Below are 15316 nucleotides of genomic sequence, written 5' to 3'. Positions count from 1 at the left end.
CATGGGAGTAATCCGAGCTATTTTAATGGTTCTTTTTGTACTGGTGTGTATCGCGCTGACGGTTGTGGTACTGATGCAGGAAGGCAAGTCCAACGGTCTGGGAGCGATTGCAGGCGGCAATTCTTTCTGGGAGCAGAATAAGAGCCGTTCCGCAGAGGGTAAGATTGTACTTGCGACCAAGATTCTGGCAATTGCCTTTATCGTACTGGCACTGGTACTGAATTTAAACATTTTCTAATCGTTCAGAGTCAGGCAGAATGTCAGATAAAAGTAAGAGCCATGCTTGCATGAGCGAATACTTTTATCTGACATTCTATCTGGCGGATACGCCAGACCGAGGAAATGCGCAGCATTTTCGAGGTTGACTCTGAAGAACTTACGACAGATAAAGCACTCCCGGGATGACCGTGGGTGCTTTCTGCGTTATGGCAATGAGGCATGCGTTCAGAAGTTCAAGCACTGGCTATCCTGCCAGCATGATAGCCAGTGCTTGAACTTTTGAACATAGGGCGAAGCCCGCGAGACCTGGGTTCGTAGAACCCAGGTCTGCATGCCGGATTTATGTAATATGCCGGAGGAATTATGGCAGACAAGACATTTGAAGAGCGAAAGAAAATTATATATGATTTTATCAATGATCCGCGCTATGTGCCCATGAAGCAGAAGGAGCTGGCGATCATCCTGCAGGTGGAGAAGAGGGACCGGGAGGAATTGAATAAAGTTCTGGATGAACTTCTCTCCGAAGGAAAAATCTCGTTGTCCAAGCGGGGGCGCTACGGAAAAGCGGAGATCAAAAAAGTGGTCGGCGTGTATACAAGCCATGCCAAGGGCTTCGGTTTTGTATCGGTGGAGGACGAGGAGCAGGATATCTTCATCGGAGAAAATGACGCCGGAGACGCTTTTCTGGGTGATACGGTGGAAGTGGTGATCAAGGGCCATGCAGGGAAACGTCCGGAGGGCGTGATTACAAAGGTTCTGTCACATGGACTCACTGAGGTTATCGGTACCTTTGAGCGCAGCAAGAATTTCGGCTTTGTGGTACCGGATAATCAACGGATTAACCACGATATTTTTATTCCCCTGGAGAAAATCGGTCCGGCAGTCAGCGGGCAAAAGGTTGTGGCCGAAATCACGGATTACGGCAGGGGTCGGAAAAATCCCGAGGGGAAGATTACGCAGGTGCTGGGAGAGGCGGATGATCCGGCTACGGAAGTGCTGGCTATTATGCTGGCTTACAGTATTCCCACGGAGTTTCCGGAGCGGGTGCTGAACCAGGCGGAACGGGTGGCGAAGCCGGTATCAGAGGCGGATCGGGCCGGACGGCTGGATCTGCGGGATGAGGTCTGCGTCACCATCGACGGCGAGGACGCGAAGGATCTGGACGACGCGGTTTCTTTGCGCAGAGAGGGCGACAATTACGTGCTGGGCGTGCATATCGCGGATGTGACCAACTATGTGCAGGAGAACAGCGCCCTCGATCAGGAAGCTCTGGACCGGGGCACCAGCGTCTATCTGGCGGACCGGGTGGTTCCCATGCTGCCGCGCAATCTCTCCAACGGAATCTGCTCTCTGAATGCAGGGGAGGATCGCCTGGCCTTGAGCTGCATCATGACCATTGACGAGAAAGGTAAGATTATCGGCCATACCATTGCGGAGACGGTGATCTGTGTGAATCGCAGACTCAGCTACACAGGGGTACAGAAGGTGCTGGACAATGATCCGGTGGAGACAGCACTCTATCCGGAGCTGGTTCCCATGTTGAAGGAGATGGCGGAGATGTCGGCCCTCCTTCGAAAGCGGAGAAGAAAGCGGGGATCCATAGATTTTGATTTTCCGGAGACGAAGGTGATTTTGGATGAAAAGGGATATCCCATTGATATCAGGCCCTATGAACGCAATGAGGCCACCCGTCTGATTGAAGATTTCATGCTGGCGGCCAATGAGACTGTGGCAGAGGATTATTACTGGCAGGCTCAGCCCTTTGTATACCGGATTCATGAGAAGCCGGACAGTGAAAAAATGAGCCGTCTGGGAACCTTTATCCAGAATTTCGGGTACGCGCTTCATACATCGGGCGATGAGATTCATCCGGGCGAGGTACAGAAGCTGCTGGATAAGATTGCAGGGACTCCGGAGGAGGCCATGATCAGCCGCCTGACCCTGCGCTCCATGAAGCAGGCCAAGTACGCCACCGACTGCACCGGACATTTCGGACTGGCAGCTACCCATTACTGTCATTTTACTTCGCCCATCCGGCGGTATCCGGATCTGCAGATTCACCGGATTATCAAGGAAAACCTGCGGGGCCGCTTAAACGGCGACCGGGTGGTACATTACGAGGCGATTTTGCCGGAGGTGGCCAAGCGCTCCAGCGAGCTGGAGCGGCGGGCAGAGGAGGCGGAGCGGGAGACCGTGAAGCTAAAGAAGGTGGAGTACATGGAGCAGCATATCGGCGAAGCGTTTGACGGCGTCATTTCCGGCGTGACAGCTTACGGTCTGTATGTGGAGCTGAACAATACAGTGGAGGGCCTGGTGCATGTGAATTCGCTGACCGACGATTTTTACGAGTATGATGAGGCCGGAAGCGAGCTTCGGGGCGCTCGGACCGGAAAGGTCTGGCGCATCGGTGAGCGGGTGCGTATTCGTGTGAAGGGGACGGATCGGCTGTGCAGGACCATTGATTACGAATTATTATCGACGAAAGATACAGAGTAACGGTTCAGTATGGCCGGAAGAATTGACTGCCGAAGACGTAGGAAAGTGATTTGAGAGTACGAAGTATCCGTGAGGAGCTGCCAGCGGCAAGCCCTTAGGTGTGAGCAGTTATGATACAGAACAGATAGATGAGGAGAACAAGATGGGGAAGGATAATTACAAGTTAGTTGCCAATAACAAGAAGGCATATCACGATTATTTCATCGACGAGACCTACGAGACCGGCATCGCCCTGGCCGGAACCGAGGTAAAGTCGATCCGCATGGGAAAATGCAGCGTCAAGGAGGCCTTTGTCAAGGTGGAAAAGGAGGAGGTATGGGTCTATGGCATGCACATCAGTCCCTACGAGAAGGGCAATATCTTCAACAAAGACCCCTTACGCCCCCGGAAGCTTCTGATGCACAAATACGAAATCCGGAAGATTGCGTCCAAGATGGCCGAAAAAGGCTACACCATGGTGCCCTTAAAGGTATATTTGAAAGGCAGCTTGGTTAAAGTCGAGGTAGGTCTGGCCCGCGGTAAAAAGCTCTACGACAAACGTCAGGACATTGCCAAAAAGGATCAGCGGCGCGAGGCAGAGAAGGAGTTTAAGGTGAAGAATCTCTATTAAAATTCATTGGACGGGAGGTTTTCGGATGCTGAAGATGTTGATTCGGATGGATGAAAAGAAGATTACGGAAGAGAAAACCTATAAGCTGGAGTCAGTCTATCAGACATTGGACCGTTTATTTGCCAAATATGGACTGCTTCGAATGGAAGATACCTCAGGCGCAAGGGTTTACCGGGACAGTGGGAATGAGAATGATTTCGCGTATTTTGGGATCGTTTCAAATATACTATCCGATCAGTCATGGTTTATGAATAATGCAGTGGAATGGATGTTCTATGAGAGTGACGGCTATTTGGATGCTCCAGAGCATTTTAACGAAGAAAATTTTCTGAGAAATTACAGACAGGCGATGAGGGCTTAGCATATTGGAAAGAAAATATGTGAAAGCATTGAATTTTGACCTGGATACATATCAATTAAAAAAGCATTATCCTGGAAATGATTACCATCATGCATATAGTGATCTGCGAAAATTTTTTAGAAAGCATGGATTTCGGCATAGACAGGGGTCCGGATATTTGTCTGTTAATAGAATTACAACCGTAGATATCTATCGGTTAATGAAAGAACTAAGCAGCCAATTGCCGTGGATGGGAGAATGTGTACATAAAATTGATGTTACGAATGTGGGAAACCAGCATGGACTGGTAGAGTTACTGAAGAAAAGTGAGCATTCAGGAAATGAAGCTCCTGAACTCTATACAGAAAAGTACTGACAGAAAAAATGGCGGAGGCTTCCCCTCTGCCATTTTGCGTTTCGTTATCAGTAAATCACAGTAGACAAAATGTTGGAAAAAGTACATAATGAGGAAAAGAGTTTATACGATTAGGAGAAAATTATGGGATTTTTAGATCGCATATTAGGACGTGCCAAAGATAAATTTGACGGAAAGGGCTCAGATTCTCATAAAGGAAATACAACGACAGAAATACGAAATGAAAATTGTAATAGAATACTGGTATTACAGGATACAATTGAAAAGCTTCTGGAGCGAACAGGGTATATAGCAAAAAGTGACTATGCAGATATATATTCTCAATATACGGAAGTAATAGATTTTTTTGGAGTTTTGCAAAAAGGCGGGGTGCTTTCTGATTTCTGCCGGGCAAACCGTGTAAAAGAAGCAGAAATAAGCTGTATATTAGAAAGATATACGCATTTGGAAACCTATGTGGAAGAGCATAACGAACATTATGTCTCAAAGATGTTGGCTCAGGAAAAAGATTATTTGGACAATATTTTGAAGGAAGTGGATCCGAATGTTATCCTGGATAAAGATCAAAGAAAAGTTGTTTTGACAGATGAAGACTATTCTCTTGTGATTGCTGGTGCAGGTGCTGGGAAAACAACCACAGTTGCAGCGAAAGTAAAATATTTGGTTGAAAAAGGAAAAATAGATCCCTCTCAGATTCTGGTTATTTCTTTTACCAATAAGGCTGTGAATGAACTGAAAGATAAAATTCAGAAAGGACTTCATATTGAGTGCCCGATCGCAACCTTTCATTCTACTGGAAATGCGATTATACATAAGCATTCCCCGGAGGAAACCATGACAATTGTGGATAATTCAAAAATGTATTTTGTACTCCGGGATTATTTTAGAAATTCTCTGCTGAAAAATGAAAGTATTGTCAATAAACTCATTATGTTTTTTGCAACTTATTTTGATGCGCCGTATGAGGGGAATGAACTGAATGGTTTTTTCAATCATATCGCCAAAGCAAATTACTCAACCTTGCGCAGTGATTTGGAAAACTTTAAAAGAGAGGTGATTGATGCAAGAACAAAAAAATCAGTCACGATTCAAAATGAGATTTTACGTTCGTATCAGGAAGTTGAAATCGCAAATTTCCTGTATCTGAATAACATTGATTATGAATACGAACCGACATATCCGTATTATATTGCATTTTCCAGGAAGCCTTATACACCGGATTTTGCAATTCTACAGGGAGATAATCAGGTTTATCTTGAACATTTCGGGATTTCAGAAGATGGTAAAAATGACAGATATAGTGATGAAGAATTGGAATGTTATAAAAAAGCGGTAAATGATAAGATTATGCTCCACAGAAAACATGGAACAAAGCTTATTTATACATTTTCAAGTTATAAGGATAATCGAAGTCTGATTGAGCATCTGAAAGAAAAATTAGAGGTGTGCGGGATAGAATTAAGGCCAAGGAATAACAAAGAAGTGATGGAACAGCTTGTTGCGGGGGAAGAAAACCGGTACATCCGTAAGCTTCTGAGCCTGATTTGCCGTTTTATATCCAATTTTAAGGTAAATGGATATGGAAGCGATGAATTTGCACGGATGTATCATTCGACAACAAATGTGAGAAGTAAGTTATTTCTGGATATTTGCCAGGAGTGTTATCTGGAATATGACAGATGGCTAAAGACAAACAAAGCAGTTGATTTCGAAGATATGATAAATGAATCTGCAAGGCTATTAAATGAAGTAAAGGAAATGAAGCAGAAGCTTGATTTTAAATATATAATTGTGGATGAATATCAGGATATTTCAAGACAGAGGTTTGATTTGACAAAAGCGCTGTCTGAAGTAACGGATGCTAAAATTATAGCGGTGGGTGATGACTGGCAGTCCATCTATGCCTTTAGTGGTTCTGATATTACACTGTTTACAAAATTTGCTGAGAAAATGGGATATGCTAAAATGCTTAAAATAGTAAGAACCTACCGAAATTCTCAGGAAGTAATAGATATCGCAGGCAATTTTATTCAAAAAAACAGTGCGCAAATAAAGAAGCAATTGATTTCGCCCAAAACGATTGAAGATCCGGTGATTATTTATACCTATGACAGCCGAAGAAAAGAGGTAAATGCGGACAGAAGAACAGGAGCAAACTACGCACTGGCAAATGCAGTTCAGACAGCCCTCGATCATATCGTAATAAGCAGAAAAAAAGAAGGAAAAAAGGCGGGAACAATTCTGCTGATTGGCAGATTCGGTTTTGACGGAGACCAATTGGAACGGACAGGACTATTTGAGTTTGTAAGGCGTGGGGATAAAGTAAAAAGTGTAAAATATCCGAATTTGAAAATCGTATTTATGACGGCACATTCATCAAAGGGGCTTGGTTATGATGATGTTATTATCATTAACGGAAAAAATGAAACCTATGGATTTCCTGCTAAAATAGAGGACGATCCGGTTCTTGGATTTGTAATCAAAGGGGATCATTCCATTGATTACGCAGAGGAAAGGCGGCTTTTTTATGTGGCAATGACAAGAACCAAGAATCGTGTATATTTTGTGGCACCAGAAAGCAATCCCTCGGAGTTTCTGCTTGAATTGAAGAGAGATTATAAAAATATTAAATTGGAAGGAGAATGGAACGAAGAAGCAGAGAGGCGAATAGATCGAAAGGTATGTCCGATATGTGGATATCCTTTACAACTGAAGTATAAAAGAGCATATGGGCTCCGACTGTATATTTGTACAAATGAACCTGAAGTGTGTGGTTTCATGACAAATGATTGTAATGGCGGAAAACTGTCCATTCAAAAATGTGACAAATGCAGAGATGGTTATCTGATTATAAAACCGGGAAAAGATGCGAGTCAGAAAAAAGATTATTTTTTGGGATGTACTAATTACAGAAAGGATGGAAGAGGATGCGACCGAACAATCAGTAAAAAAGCATTTTATGATCAAATGGGATATACTCCGGACGTAGAGGAAAAAAATGATAAAAACGATGAAATACTTGTGCAGAATAGAAAATGTACGGAGGTAAAAGTAAGAAAACAGATACAGGCAGATATAGCAGATGTGAAAATAGAAAAAGTAAATATGGAACCGGTTACGCTAAAAGGGCTAGATTTGAATGACGTGGTTTATACAGTATTGACAGCGGTACAGAATATGAGCCGTTCCAAATATTATGGAGTTACAATGCTTACGGATATTTTGAAAGGACACCAGTCGGAGCGTATACAACAGAACAATCTGAATGAAATACCGGAGTATGGAGCGTTGAAGGATATGACTCGAAATGAGATACAGGCAGTGGTGGAATGGCTGATTGAAATACATATGCTATTGAAGACAAAAGGGCAATATCCCGTACTTCATCTTACCTATGATGGCTTACACTACTCAGAAAAAATGACAGTAAAGAAACTGGAAGAACTAAAAAGCTATATGGAAGGAAAGAAAGTATGAAACCAACCGAAGTTTTAAAAAACTATTTCGGCTATGATACCTTCCGCCCCGGGCAGGAGGAGATTATTGAGGCGATCTTAAATGGCAGGGACGCGATGGCGATTATGCCGACGGGAGCGGGAAAGTCGGTGTGCTATCAGGTGCCGGCGCTGCTGCTGCCGGGGATTACCCTGGTGGTGTCGCCGTTGATTTCACTGATGCAGGATCAGGTGAAGGCGCTCAATGACGTCGGAGTACATGCGGCGTTTATCAATTCAGCGCTGACAGAAGGACAGATTCGAAAGGCCCTTTCCCTGGCGGCCCAGGGTGTATACAAGATTATCTATGTGGCCCCGGAACGGCTGGAAAGCTGGGAGTTTCTGGATTTTGCCACACATACGGAGATTTCCATGGTGACTGTGGACGAGGCCCACTGCATCTCCCAGTGGGGGCAGGATTTTCGGCCCAGCTATGTGAAAATCGTGGATTTTATCCGAAAGCTGGGAAGACGGCCGGTGGTCAGCGCCTTTACGGCCACAGCCACTGAAAACGTGCGGGATGATATCCTGCGAACCTTGCAACTGGCCAACCCGAACGTGGTTGTGACCGGCTTTGACCGGGAAAACCTCTATTACAGTGTAGAGCATATCCGGAAAAAGGACGATTTTATCCTGGACTACATAGAAAAGCACCCGTCGGACAGCGGCATTATTTACTGCGCCACCCGGAAAAATGTGGACAAGCTTTACGAAGAACTGTTCAAGCGGGGCGTGGCGGTGACGCGCTATCACGCGGGTCTTGGCGGCGCGGAACGGAAGAAAAATCAGGAGGATTTTATCTATGACCGGGCGCCAGTCGTCGTTGCCACTAACGCTTTCGGCATGGGCATCGACAAATCCAATGTGCGTTTTGTGATTCACTACAACATGCCTCAGAGCATGGAAAATTATTACCAGGAGGCGGGGCGCGCCGGACGGGACGGCGAACCGGCCCAGTGTATTCTCTTATTTTCACCACAGGACATGATGATCAATCGATTTTTACTGGAGCAGAAGGATTTTTCCGAGCTGACCGGAGAAGAGGCGCGGTTGATTCGCCAGCGGGATACCAGGAGACTTCAGACCATGGAGCAGTACTGCCGGGGAACGGGATGCCTGAGAAACTATATTTTACAGTATTTCGGAGAAGAGACGGAAGACCCCTGTGAAAACTGTGGCAACTGCCACCGGGAATACACGGAGATCGACCTGACCGAGGAAGCCAGGCAGGTGGTGAAATGCGTGACGGAGACCCGCGGACGTTACGGCATTCAGATTGTCATCGGCACATTGCTTGGAGCCAACCGGGTCAGACTGCGGGAGTTGGGAATGATGAACTATGAATCCTACGGAAGCCTGAAGGAGAAAAAAGAAGCGGATCTGCGCGCTCTGATTAGCCAGATGGTAAGCGAAGGGTATCTGCGCCAGACCGAGGAACAGTACAGTGTCCTGAAGCTGGGGGATACCGCGCCGCTTATGAAGGAGGATGCCCGGGTCATGCTGCGGACCTGGAAGGCGAAGGAGCCGGAGAAAAAGAAGAAGACGGCCAAAGTTAAGAGTACGGACGGCCTGACCAGTGCAGGAAGTGAGCTGTTCGAGGTTCTGCGAAAACTCCGCATGGAGATAGCCCGGGAAAATGGGGTGCCGCCCTATATCGTTTTCAACGATAAGACGCTGATCGATATGTGTGTGAAGCTGCCCGCCACGGAAGAGGAATTTCTGGAGGTCTCAGGCGTGGGAGAAAATAAGCGGAAGAAGTACGGAAGACAGTTTCTGGATGCGATTGCGGAGTTTCAACAGGAGAAAGAAGAAAAAGCAGAGGCATAGAGAGGATAGATCATAGCCTGAGCTTGCAAATCAGGCAAAGTTGTTAAAAACAAAAATGTTATAAAGTGTTATGATATGAAAATAATGATGTTATAAAAATGATATTTTCTGTTAAAAAAAGAAAATTACGGGTTGATTTTTGTGGGAAATGTATTAAAATAGAAATAGGTTCTTCGGGCAGAAGTGACTTTCAAAAAGGAAAGCCTCCCGTGGACAAACACCCGAATTTTAAGGAGAGGATATCATGATTATCACACAGAAAAAGCCCATCGATGAATTGATGGCGATGCTCGGAGACGCGCAGAAGATTGCGATTCTGGGCTGCGGAAGCTGCGCGACCGCATGCGCGACCGGCGGTGAGAAGGAAGTAGCAGAACTGAAAGCGTATCTGGAATCTAAGGGAAAGACCGTAGTAGCCACGAATATGGCAGATTACTGCTGTATGAATATGGGCGTGAAGACAGCCATGAAGAAGCTGAACGCGGCAGGACCGGACGCCGTAGTCTGTATGTCCTGCGGCGACGGCGTGCAGGTGGCGGCAGCCCACAGCCCGTCCGCACCGGTTTATCCGTCCAATAATACCATGTTCTTAGGCGAGGCTGTTCGTTTCGGTCTCTTTGAGGAAGCCTGTCATCTGTGCGGAGACTGTGTGCTGGGAACCACCGGCGGCATCTGCCCCATTTCCCGTTGCGCCAAGTCTCTGGTAAACGGTCCCTGCGGCGGACAGAAGAACGGCAAGTGCGAGGTGAATCCGGACAATGACTGCGCATGGATTATGATTTACAAACGTCTGGAGTCTCTGGGAAGACTGGATCTCCTGACAAAGAGAAGACCGGACAAGGGATACGCAAAGGTATCTTATCCGAGAACAATTAATATCAGGGGGAATAAATAATGGGAATGTTAGAGAAAGCGCTGGAAGGCGGTAAATTCGGTGTAACCGTTGAGATGGCTCCCCCGAAGGGATATGATTTTACAGAGCAGCTTGCAGTAGCAGAGCTTCTGAAGGGCAAGGTTCACGGCGTGAACGTAACCGATATGCAGTCAGCCTGTCTGAAGGCTTCCTCCCTTGGTCTTTGTATCAAGCTGAAGGAAGCAGGGCTGGAGCCCATCGTACAGGTTACCGGACGTGACAGAAGCCGTATGGGTATCATGGGCGATATGCTCTCCGCAGCGGCATTCGGTATCGATACCATGCTGGCTCTGACTGGAGACCATCCGACCGTAGGCGACTGCAAGGAGTCCAAGCCGGTCTACGATCTGGATTCCGTAGGTATCCTGCATATGCTGACTTATATGGAAGCTACCGGAAAGGACTGCGGCGGCAATGATCTGGATAATGCGCCCACCTTCTATAAGGGGGCTGCGGTAACTCCGGTTTATGATCCGCTTCCGCTGCAGATTAACAAGCTGCGCCAGAAGGTAGACGCAGGCGCACAGTACATCCAGACCCAGGGTATCTTTGATATCGAAGGCCTGAAGCGTTTCATGGACGAGGTGGATAAGGCAAACATCCATACCCACATCATGGCAGGTATCATCCCGCTGAAGGCAGCTGGTATGGCGAAATACATGAATGAGAACGTACCGGGTATCGCAGTACCCCAGGATATGATTGACCGTCTCTCCGCTGCGGCAGCAGAGGGCAAGGAGAAGGGCGTTAAGGGACTGCCCACACAGCTTGGTATCGAGATGGCTGCGGAGATGATCGCGAAGATCAAGGACGAGGGCATCTGCGACGGCGTACATATCATGGCTATCGGCGCAGAGAAGAATGTGCCGAAGATTCTGGAGAAGGCCGGAATTACCATTGAGTAAGCATCCGGATAAGATTTAAGGGGAAAAGAGAAGGTATGAGATAAAAAGGGCTGAGGCGGTTTAAAACTGTCTCAGCCCTTTCGGCTGCGCGAAATAAGAAAGGTTACGTAAAAGTAAGCTTACAAAAAGAACTCCGTCACAAATACTACGGCGCAGCAGATGACTGCTACGGGCAGCAGTCCCGCGCCCATCCAGGCGGCGGCAATGCCGATGACGAGGGCCAGCGCTCCGGCGATGGGAGACTGGGTGGCGTGGATGATGGCCGGAAAGGTCATGACGGCCAGAGTTACGTAGGGCACATAGTAGAGAAAGGACTGGAGAAACTGATTTTCCAGCGGCTTTCGAATCAGGGTCAGCGGCAGCACGCGGATTGTGTAGGATACGGCGGCCATAATCAGGATGTAGATGTAAATATTATGGGTCATGAGTGGGAAACTCCTTTCTCAGCAGTTTTTTCAGCAGTGTTTTCTTTGGGAACCGGGAACAAAAGCGCGGCTCCGGCGGAAATCACGACCGTCAGGATAATAGTGCGGGTACCGTCCGACAGAGTGCTGATCCACGGCAGAACCGAGCAGGCGAAGCTTGCGGCGAAAGACAGGGCCACCAGAACAGCCACCACCTTATTTTTCCGGGCAGGCGGGATGATCACAGCCAGGAACATGCCGAAGAGGGCCACGCTTAAGGCGCTGACCACGCGCTCCGGTAAAATGTTGCCTGCAATGATGCCAAGGGATGTGCCGATGGACCAGCCGGGCATTGCCATGAGCATGGCGCCGTAGGTATAATAGGGATTCAGATATCCGGGGCGTGCAATGGCGATGCCAAAAAGCTCGTCTGTGATATCAAAGCCCATCAAAAGGCGGTGTCCCAGAGAAAGTCCGGGCTCCAGCCGCTGGCTCATGGCGCAGCTCATCAGAAGATAGCGGGCGTTGGTAATCAGAGTCACAATGGCGATTTCCGCGTAAGCGGCATTGGCAGCGATGACCGTGATGCCGGCGTATTCACCCGCGGACGCGTTATTTAAAATGCTAATCAGAAATCCCTGAAAGGCATTGAGACCTGCGTTCCGCGCGGTGATGCCAAGCGAAAATGCCACAGCCAGATAGCCGAGGCCGATGGGAATGCCGTCCCGCATGCCGAGCCGGAATCCCTGGGCTTTACTTTCTTTCATAAGATAATTCCTCCCTTTTGTAGCTTGCTTTATTTTATCAGTTCTCTTTACATAAGTAAAATGAATGATTATAATAAAAACATAAGTTAAACTGATGGAGAGAACCATATGATATCGCGATACGGAATTTTCTGTAAAATCATAGAAACGGGGAGCTTTACGAAGACGGCGGAGCTTTTGGGTTATTCCCAGAGCGCGGTGAGCCAGACGATCAAGGCGCTGGAGCAGGAGACGGGGACAACGCTCATTAATCGGCGAAAGGACGGAACGCTGCTGACGGTGGACGGCGCGGCTTATCTGCCTTATTTTCAGCAGATTTACCAGGCGGAGGAGGCGCTTGAGCGGAAGGAACGGGAAATGCGGGGGCTGGAAAACAGTGTTATCCAAATCGGAACCTTTACCAGTGTCAGCAGAAATCTGCTGCCGGAGCTTATGAGAGAGTTTAAAAAAAAGTACCCGGGTACGCGCTTTGTGCTGCAGCAGGGGGAGTACACGAATATTGCAGGCTGGGTGCGGGATGGAAGCGTTGACTTTGGCTTCGTGAATGCCGAGGCGGTGCCGGACATGGAGGTCAGCGTCCTGTACCGGGACGAGATGGTGGCGGTACTGCCGGAGGGACATCCGCTGGCCGGGCAGAAAGATGTGTCGCTTGCGGAGCTTGGCAGAGAACCCTTTATCCTGTTGGATGAGGGCGAATACAGTGTGCCGGAGCGGGCATTCGCGAAGCTTCAGATCGAGCCGCGGATCGAATACAAGGTATACGATGACTATTCGATTCTGGCCATGATCCGTCAGGGTCTGGGCGTGTCGATTCTGTATCGGCTGGTGCTGGAGGGCTTCGAGGATGGGCTGGAGCTGCGCCCAATCCGGGAACGGCTGGAGCGGCCGGTGGCGCTTTTGTGGCGAAACTGGGAAACCATGCCTTTTGCGGCCAGGCGCTTCGCTTCTTTTGTAAAAGAGGCTTGTGTGGAGCACGGAAAACCGTTATAATAAGCCCCATACAAGAGACTTGTGCAGGGACGGACAGAGGAGGAAAATAGTATGGACATGACGGGATACGAGCTTTTGTGGCTCTTTTTTACATACAGCTTTGCGGGCTGGGTGACTGGCACGGCCGGAGCGGCGGCGCGGCAGAGAAAATTTGTGGATGTGGGCTTTCTCTATGGTCCCTGGTGTCCTGCTTACGGCGTGGGCGGACTGTTATTTGCCATTTTCCTGACAGAGCTTCGTGACAGCCTGTTTTTCCTGTTTGTGGGCGGCGTGATTCTTTCTTTTATTGTGACCTATACGACCGGCTTCGTGCTGGAGCGGATTTTCCATCGGAAATGGTGGGATTTCTCCCGGAAACGCTTCCAGTTCGGCGGCTATGTGAGCCTGCCCTGGTCGGTGGTGTGGGGTCTGCTTGGAGTACTCTGCATCCGTTTTGTGAATCCGTTTTTACGGGATGTGCTGAAGCTTTTACCCCATGGGGTCGGAAAAATCATTCTACTTGTGCTTGGTATCATTTTCATTATGGATTTTGTCGGCACACTGGTGGGAATCCTGAAGGTGAGATCCAGCGTGAAAAAGGCGTCTCTGCTGTATGGCGTGGCGGAGAATCTGCAGAAAACCTCTGATGAGATGGGCGGAAAGCTGACAGCCTTTGTGCTGCGCCGTATGGAGCGGGCCTATCCGAGGCTGGCGGCTGAAGAGCTTCTTAGAGCCAGACGGGAGCAGGAAAAGGAAGCGGACGCGGCGCGGGCGAAGGCAGGCGTCTTTGCGGTGGGCTGCTGCTTTTATAAGCTGGTGTGCCTGTTTTTGCTGGGCGCGTTCCTGGGCGATATCACCGAAACCATTTTCTGCTATGTGACGGCTGGCAAGCTCATGAGCCGCAGCAGCGTGGTGTACGGACCCTTCAGTATCGTCTGGGGACTGGGCTGTGCCCTTCTGACGGCGGTGCTGTACCGGTATAAGGATCGGAGCGACAGCTATATTTTCTGCTTCGGCACGGTTCTGGGCGGCGCTTATGAGTATATCTGCAGCGTCTTTACGGAGCTGGTATTCGGCACAGTGTTCTGGGATTACAGTAAGATTCCGTTCAATCTGGGCGGCAGAATTAACCTCTTGTACTGCTTCTTCTGGGGCATCGCAGCGGTGGTCTGGATGAAGGTACTGTATCCGCTGTTTTCCGGCTGGATCGAGAAGATTCCGAAGAAATTCGGAACCTGGATGACCTGGATTCTGCTGGTATTTATGATTTATGATGTCTGCCTGTCGGGTCTGGCCCTGAACCGCTATACGGTGCGGCAGACCGGCGAGGGCATCGAGACCTTCGCGGACGGGTGGCTGGATACGCATTTTCCAGATGAACGGATGGACCGGATCTATCCGAACGCGATTCTGGTGGAATAAGAGTTTAAATTTAAGAAAAGGGCTTGATTTTTCAGGGGTTTCGGTCTATACTGGGAGAACAGATTACCCGAAGAGGGCAAAACGGCTGCCGTTCGCAGCGTTTCAGGCAGTCCCAGCCAGGGCTTGTACTGGTTTCGACGGGGGTCTCGCAGCTGGTGAAGCTATCCGCAGGCGATGCGTCAAATCGCAAAATTAAAAATAAACGCTGAAGATAATTTAGCATACGCTGCCTAATGGCAGCTGTCGGCCTTAGAGCACCCGCACTTTAAGAATCCGGCATCGACTATGTGGGAAACGACATGCGTTAAGCTTTGCGCGCATGGGCGTATCATGAAGCTACTGAAGCCCGCAGGGTGTTAGTTCCCGGCGGACGGAGGGAATGTCAAAGAACTGACTACGATAGTAGAAGAACAGGGAACAGGCTTTCGGACAGGGGTTCGATTCCCCTCAGGTCCATAAAAAATACCACTTGTCATTTGACAGGTGGTATTTTCTTTTTATGGAATAGGAAATTCCGATAGAATTCCCTATTCCATAAAAGCAAGCAGAGCTTGCAAAGATGCGCACTCGGCGC

At 48.4% G+C, this 15316-nt stretch carries 13 protein-coding genes and 1 other RNA gene; 12 read left to right on the top strand and 2 right to left on the bottom strand.

The features are described 5' to 3' along the window. The first annotated feature begins 1 nt into the window (after window position 1). From secG to ACTRC3_RS04175, 9 genes are all read left to right on the top strand, one after another. Window positions 2-238, top strand: a complete 237-nt coding sequence (gene secG / locus ACTRC3_RS04215; RefSeq protein ID WP_158362216.1) for a preprotein translocase subunit SecG — start codon at window positions 2-4, stop codon at window positions 236-238. Between the two features lie 344 nt (window positions 239-582). Then, complete coding sequence (gene rnr, locus ACTRC3_RS04210) at window positions 583-2715, top strand: ribonuclease R (RefSeq protein ID WP_440321796.1); 2133 nt, start codon at window positions 583-585, stop codon at window positions 2713-2715. Window positions 2716-2857: 142 nt separating this feature from the next. Continuing rightward, window positions 2858-3325 (top strand): SsrA-binding protein SmpB, encoded by a 468-nt coding sequence (gene smpB, locus ACTRC3_RS04205; RefSeq protein ID WP_178038188.1) that lies wholly within the window; start codon window positions 2858-2860, stop codon window positions 3323-3325. Between the two features lie 25 nt (window positions 3326-3350). Beyond that, entirely contained in the window at window positions 3351-3686 is a 336-nt protein-coding gene (locus ACTRC3_RS04200) for a hypothetical protein (RefSeq protein ID WP_178038189.1), read from the top strand. A 19-nt stretch (window positions 3687-3705) separates the two neighbouring features. Further along, window positions 3706-4041, top strand: coding sequence for a VapD family protein (gene vapD / locus ACTRC3_RS04195; protein ID WP_440321843.1), 336 nt, complete (start codon window positions 3706-3708; stop codon window positions 4039-4041). A gap of 123 nt (window positions 4042-4164) precedes the next feature. Next, window positions 4165-7518, top strand: coding sequence for a UvrD-helicase domain-containing protein (locus ACTRC3_RS04190; RefSeq protein ID WP_440321794.1), 3354 nt, complete (start codon window positions 4165-4167; stop codon window positions 7516-7518). Then, the gene (recQ, locus tag ACTRC3_RS04185; RefSeq protein ID WP_349164188.1) at window positions 7515-9362 is read left to right on the top strand and encodes a DNA helicase RecQ; all 1848 of its coding nucleotides are present in this window, start codon (window positions 7515-7517) and stop codon (window positions 9360-9362) included. The genes ACTRC3_RS04190 and recQ overlap by 4 nt, the downstream gene beginning before the upstream one ends. 244 nt (window positions 9363-9606) lie before the next feature. Then, entirely contained in the window at window positions 9607-10257 is a 651-nt protein-coding gene (locus ACTRC3_RS04180) for a methylenetetrahydrofolate reductase C-terminal domain-containing protein (protein ID WP_158362228.1), read from the top strand. After that, the gene (locus tag ACTRC3_RS04175; RefSeq protein WP_158362230.1) at window positions 10257-11180 is read left to right on the top strand and encodes a methylenetetrahydrofolate reductase; all 924 of its coding nucleotides are present in this window, start codon (window positions 10257-10259) and stop codon (window positions 11178-11180) included. The genes ACTRC3_RS04180 and ACTRC3_RS04175 overlap by 1 nt, the downstream gene beginning before the upstream one ends. A gap of 119 nt (window positions 11181-11299) precedes the next feature. Here ACTRC3_RS04175 and ACTRC3_RS04170 read toward each other — a convergent pair whose 3' ends face one another. Both ACTRC3_RS04170 and ACTRC3_RS04165 read right to left on the bottom strand, forming a co-directional pair. Further along, window positions 11300-11605: an AzlD domain-containing protein gene (locus ACTRC3_RS04170; RefSeq protein WP_178038192.1), complete on the bottom strand. Its 306-nt coding sequence runs from the start codon at window positions 11603-11605 to the stop codon at window positions 11300-11302. Then, window positions 11602-12351: an AzlC family ABC transporter permease gene (locus tag ACTRC3_RS04165; protein ID WP_349164186.1), complete on the bottom strand. Its 750-nt coding sequence runs from the start codon at window positions 12349-12351 to the stop codon at window positions 11602-11604. The genes ACTRC3_RS04170 and ACTRC3_RS04165 overlap by 4 nt, the downstream gene beginning before the upstream one ends. Before the next feature lie 108 nt (window positions 12352-12459). Between ACTRC3_RS04165 and ACTRC3_RS04160 the strand changes: the two genes are divergently transcribed. From ACTRC3_RS04160 to ssrA, 3 genes are all read left to right on the top strand, one after another. Then, window positions 12460-13341 (top strand): LysR family transcriptional regulator, encoded by an 882-nt coding sequence (locus ACTRC3_RS04160; RefSeq protein WP_440321791.1) that lies wholly within the window; start codon window positions 12460-12462, stop codon window positions 13339-13341. Between the two features lie 51 nt (window positions 13342-13392). After that, on the top strand, window positions 13393-14742 hold the full coding sequence (locus ACTRC3_RS04155) for a putative ABC transporter permease (protein ID WP_440321790.1): 1350 nt from the start codon (window positions 13393-13395) through the stop codon (window positions 14740-14742). Window positions 14743-14861: 119 nt separating this feature from the next. Then, window positions 14862-15201: a transfer-messenger RNA gene (gene ssrA, locus ACTRC3_RS04150) on the top strand. The last annotated feature ends 115 nt before the right edge of the window (window positions 15202-15316 follow it).

The organism is Laedolimicola sp. (genome assembly GCF_051972735.1).
GTDB lineage: Bacteria > Bacillota > Clostridia > Lachnospirales > Lachnospiraceae > Laedolimicola > Laedolimicola intestinihominis.
Note: the sequence above shows the minus strand (reverse complement) of the source record. Positions and strands in the feature narration are given on the sequence as shown.

Excerpts from the sequence above, each read along its gene's own strand:
- rnr (WP_440321796.1), top strand. The coding sequence starts at position 583 with ATGGCAGACAAGACATTTGAAGAGCGAAAGAAAATTATATATGATTTT.
- secG (WP_158362216.1), top strand. The coding sequence starts at position 2 with ATGGGAGTAATCCGAGCTATTTTAATGGTTCTTTTTGTACTGGTGTGT.
- smpB (WP_178038188.1), top strand. The coding sequence starts at position 2,858 with ATGGGGAAGGATAATTACAAGTTAGTTGCCAATAACAAGAAGGCATAT.
- ACTRC3_RS04165 (WP_349164186.1), bottom strand. The coding sequence starts at position 12,351 with ATGAAAGAAAGTAAAGCCCAGGGATTCCGGCTCGGCATGCGGGACGGC.
- ACTRC3_RS04190 (WP_440321794.1), top strand. The coding sequence starts at position 4,165 with ATGGGATTTTTAGATCGCATATTAGGACGTGCCAAAGATAAATTTGAC.
- ACTRC3_RS04175 (WP_158362230.1), top strand. The coding sequence starts at position 10,257 with ATGGGAATGTTAGAGAAAGCGCTGGAAGGCGGTAAATTCGGTGTAACC.
- ACTRC3_RS04200 (WP_178038189.1), top strand. The coding sequence starts at position 3,351 with ATGCTGAAGATGTTGATTCGGATGGATGAAAAGAAGATTACGGAAGAG.
- ACTRC3_RS04170 (WP_178038192.1), bottom strand. The coding sequence starts at position 11,605 with ATGACCCATAATATTTACATCTACATCCTGATTATGGCCGCCGTATCC.
- recQ (WP_349164188.1), top strand. The coding sequence starts at position 7,515 with ATGAAACCAACCGAAGTTTTAAAAAACTATTTCGGCTATGATACCTTC.
- ACTRC3_RS04180 (WP_158362228.1), top strand. The coding sequence starts at position 9,607 with ATGATTATCACACAGAAAAAGCCCATCGATGAATTGATGGCGATGCTC.
- ACTRC3_RS04160 (WP_440321791.1), top strand. The coding sequence starts at position 12,460 with ATGATATCGCGATACGGAATTTTCTGTAAAATCATAGAAACGGGGAGC.
- ACTRC3_RS04155 (WP_440321790.1), top strand. The coding sequence starts at position 13,393 with ATGGACATGACGGGATACGAGCTTTTGTGGCTCTTTTTTACATACAGC.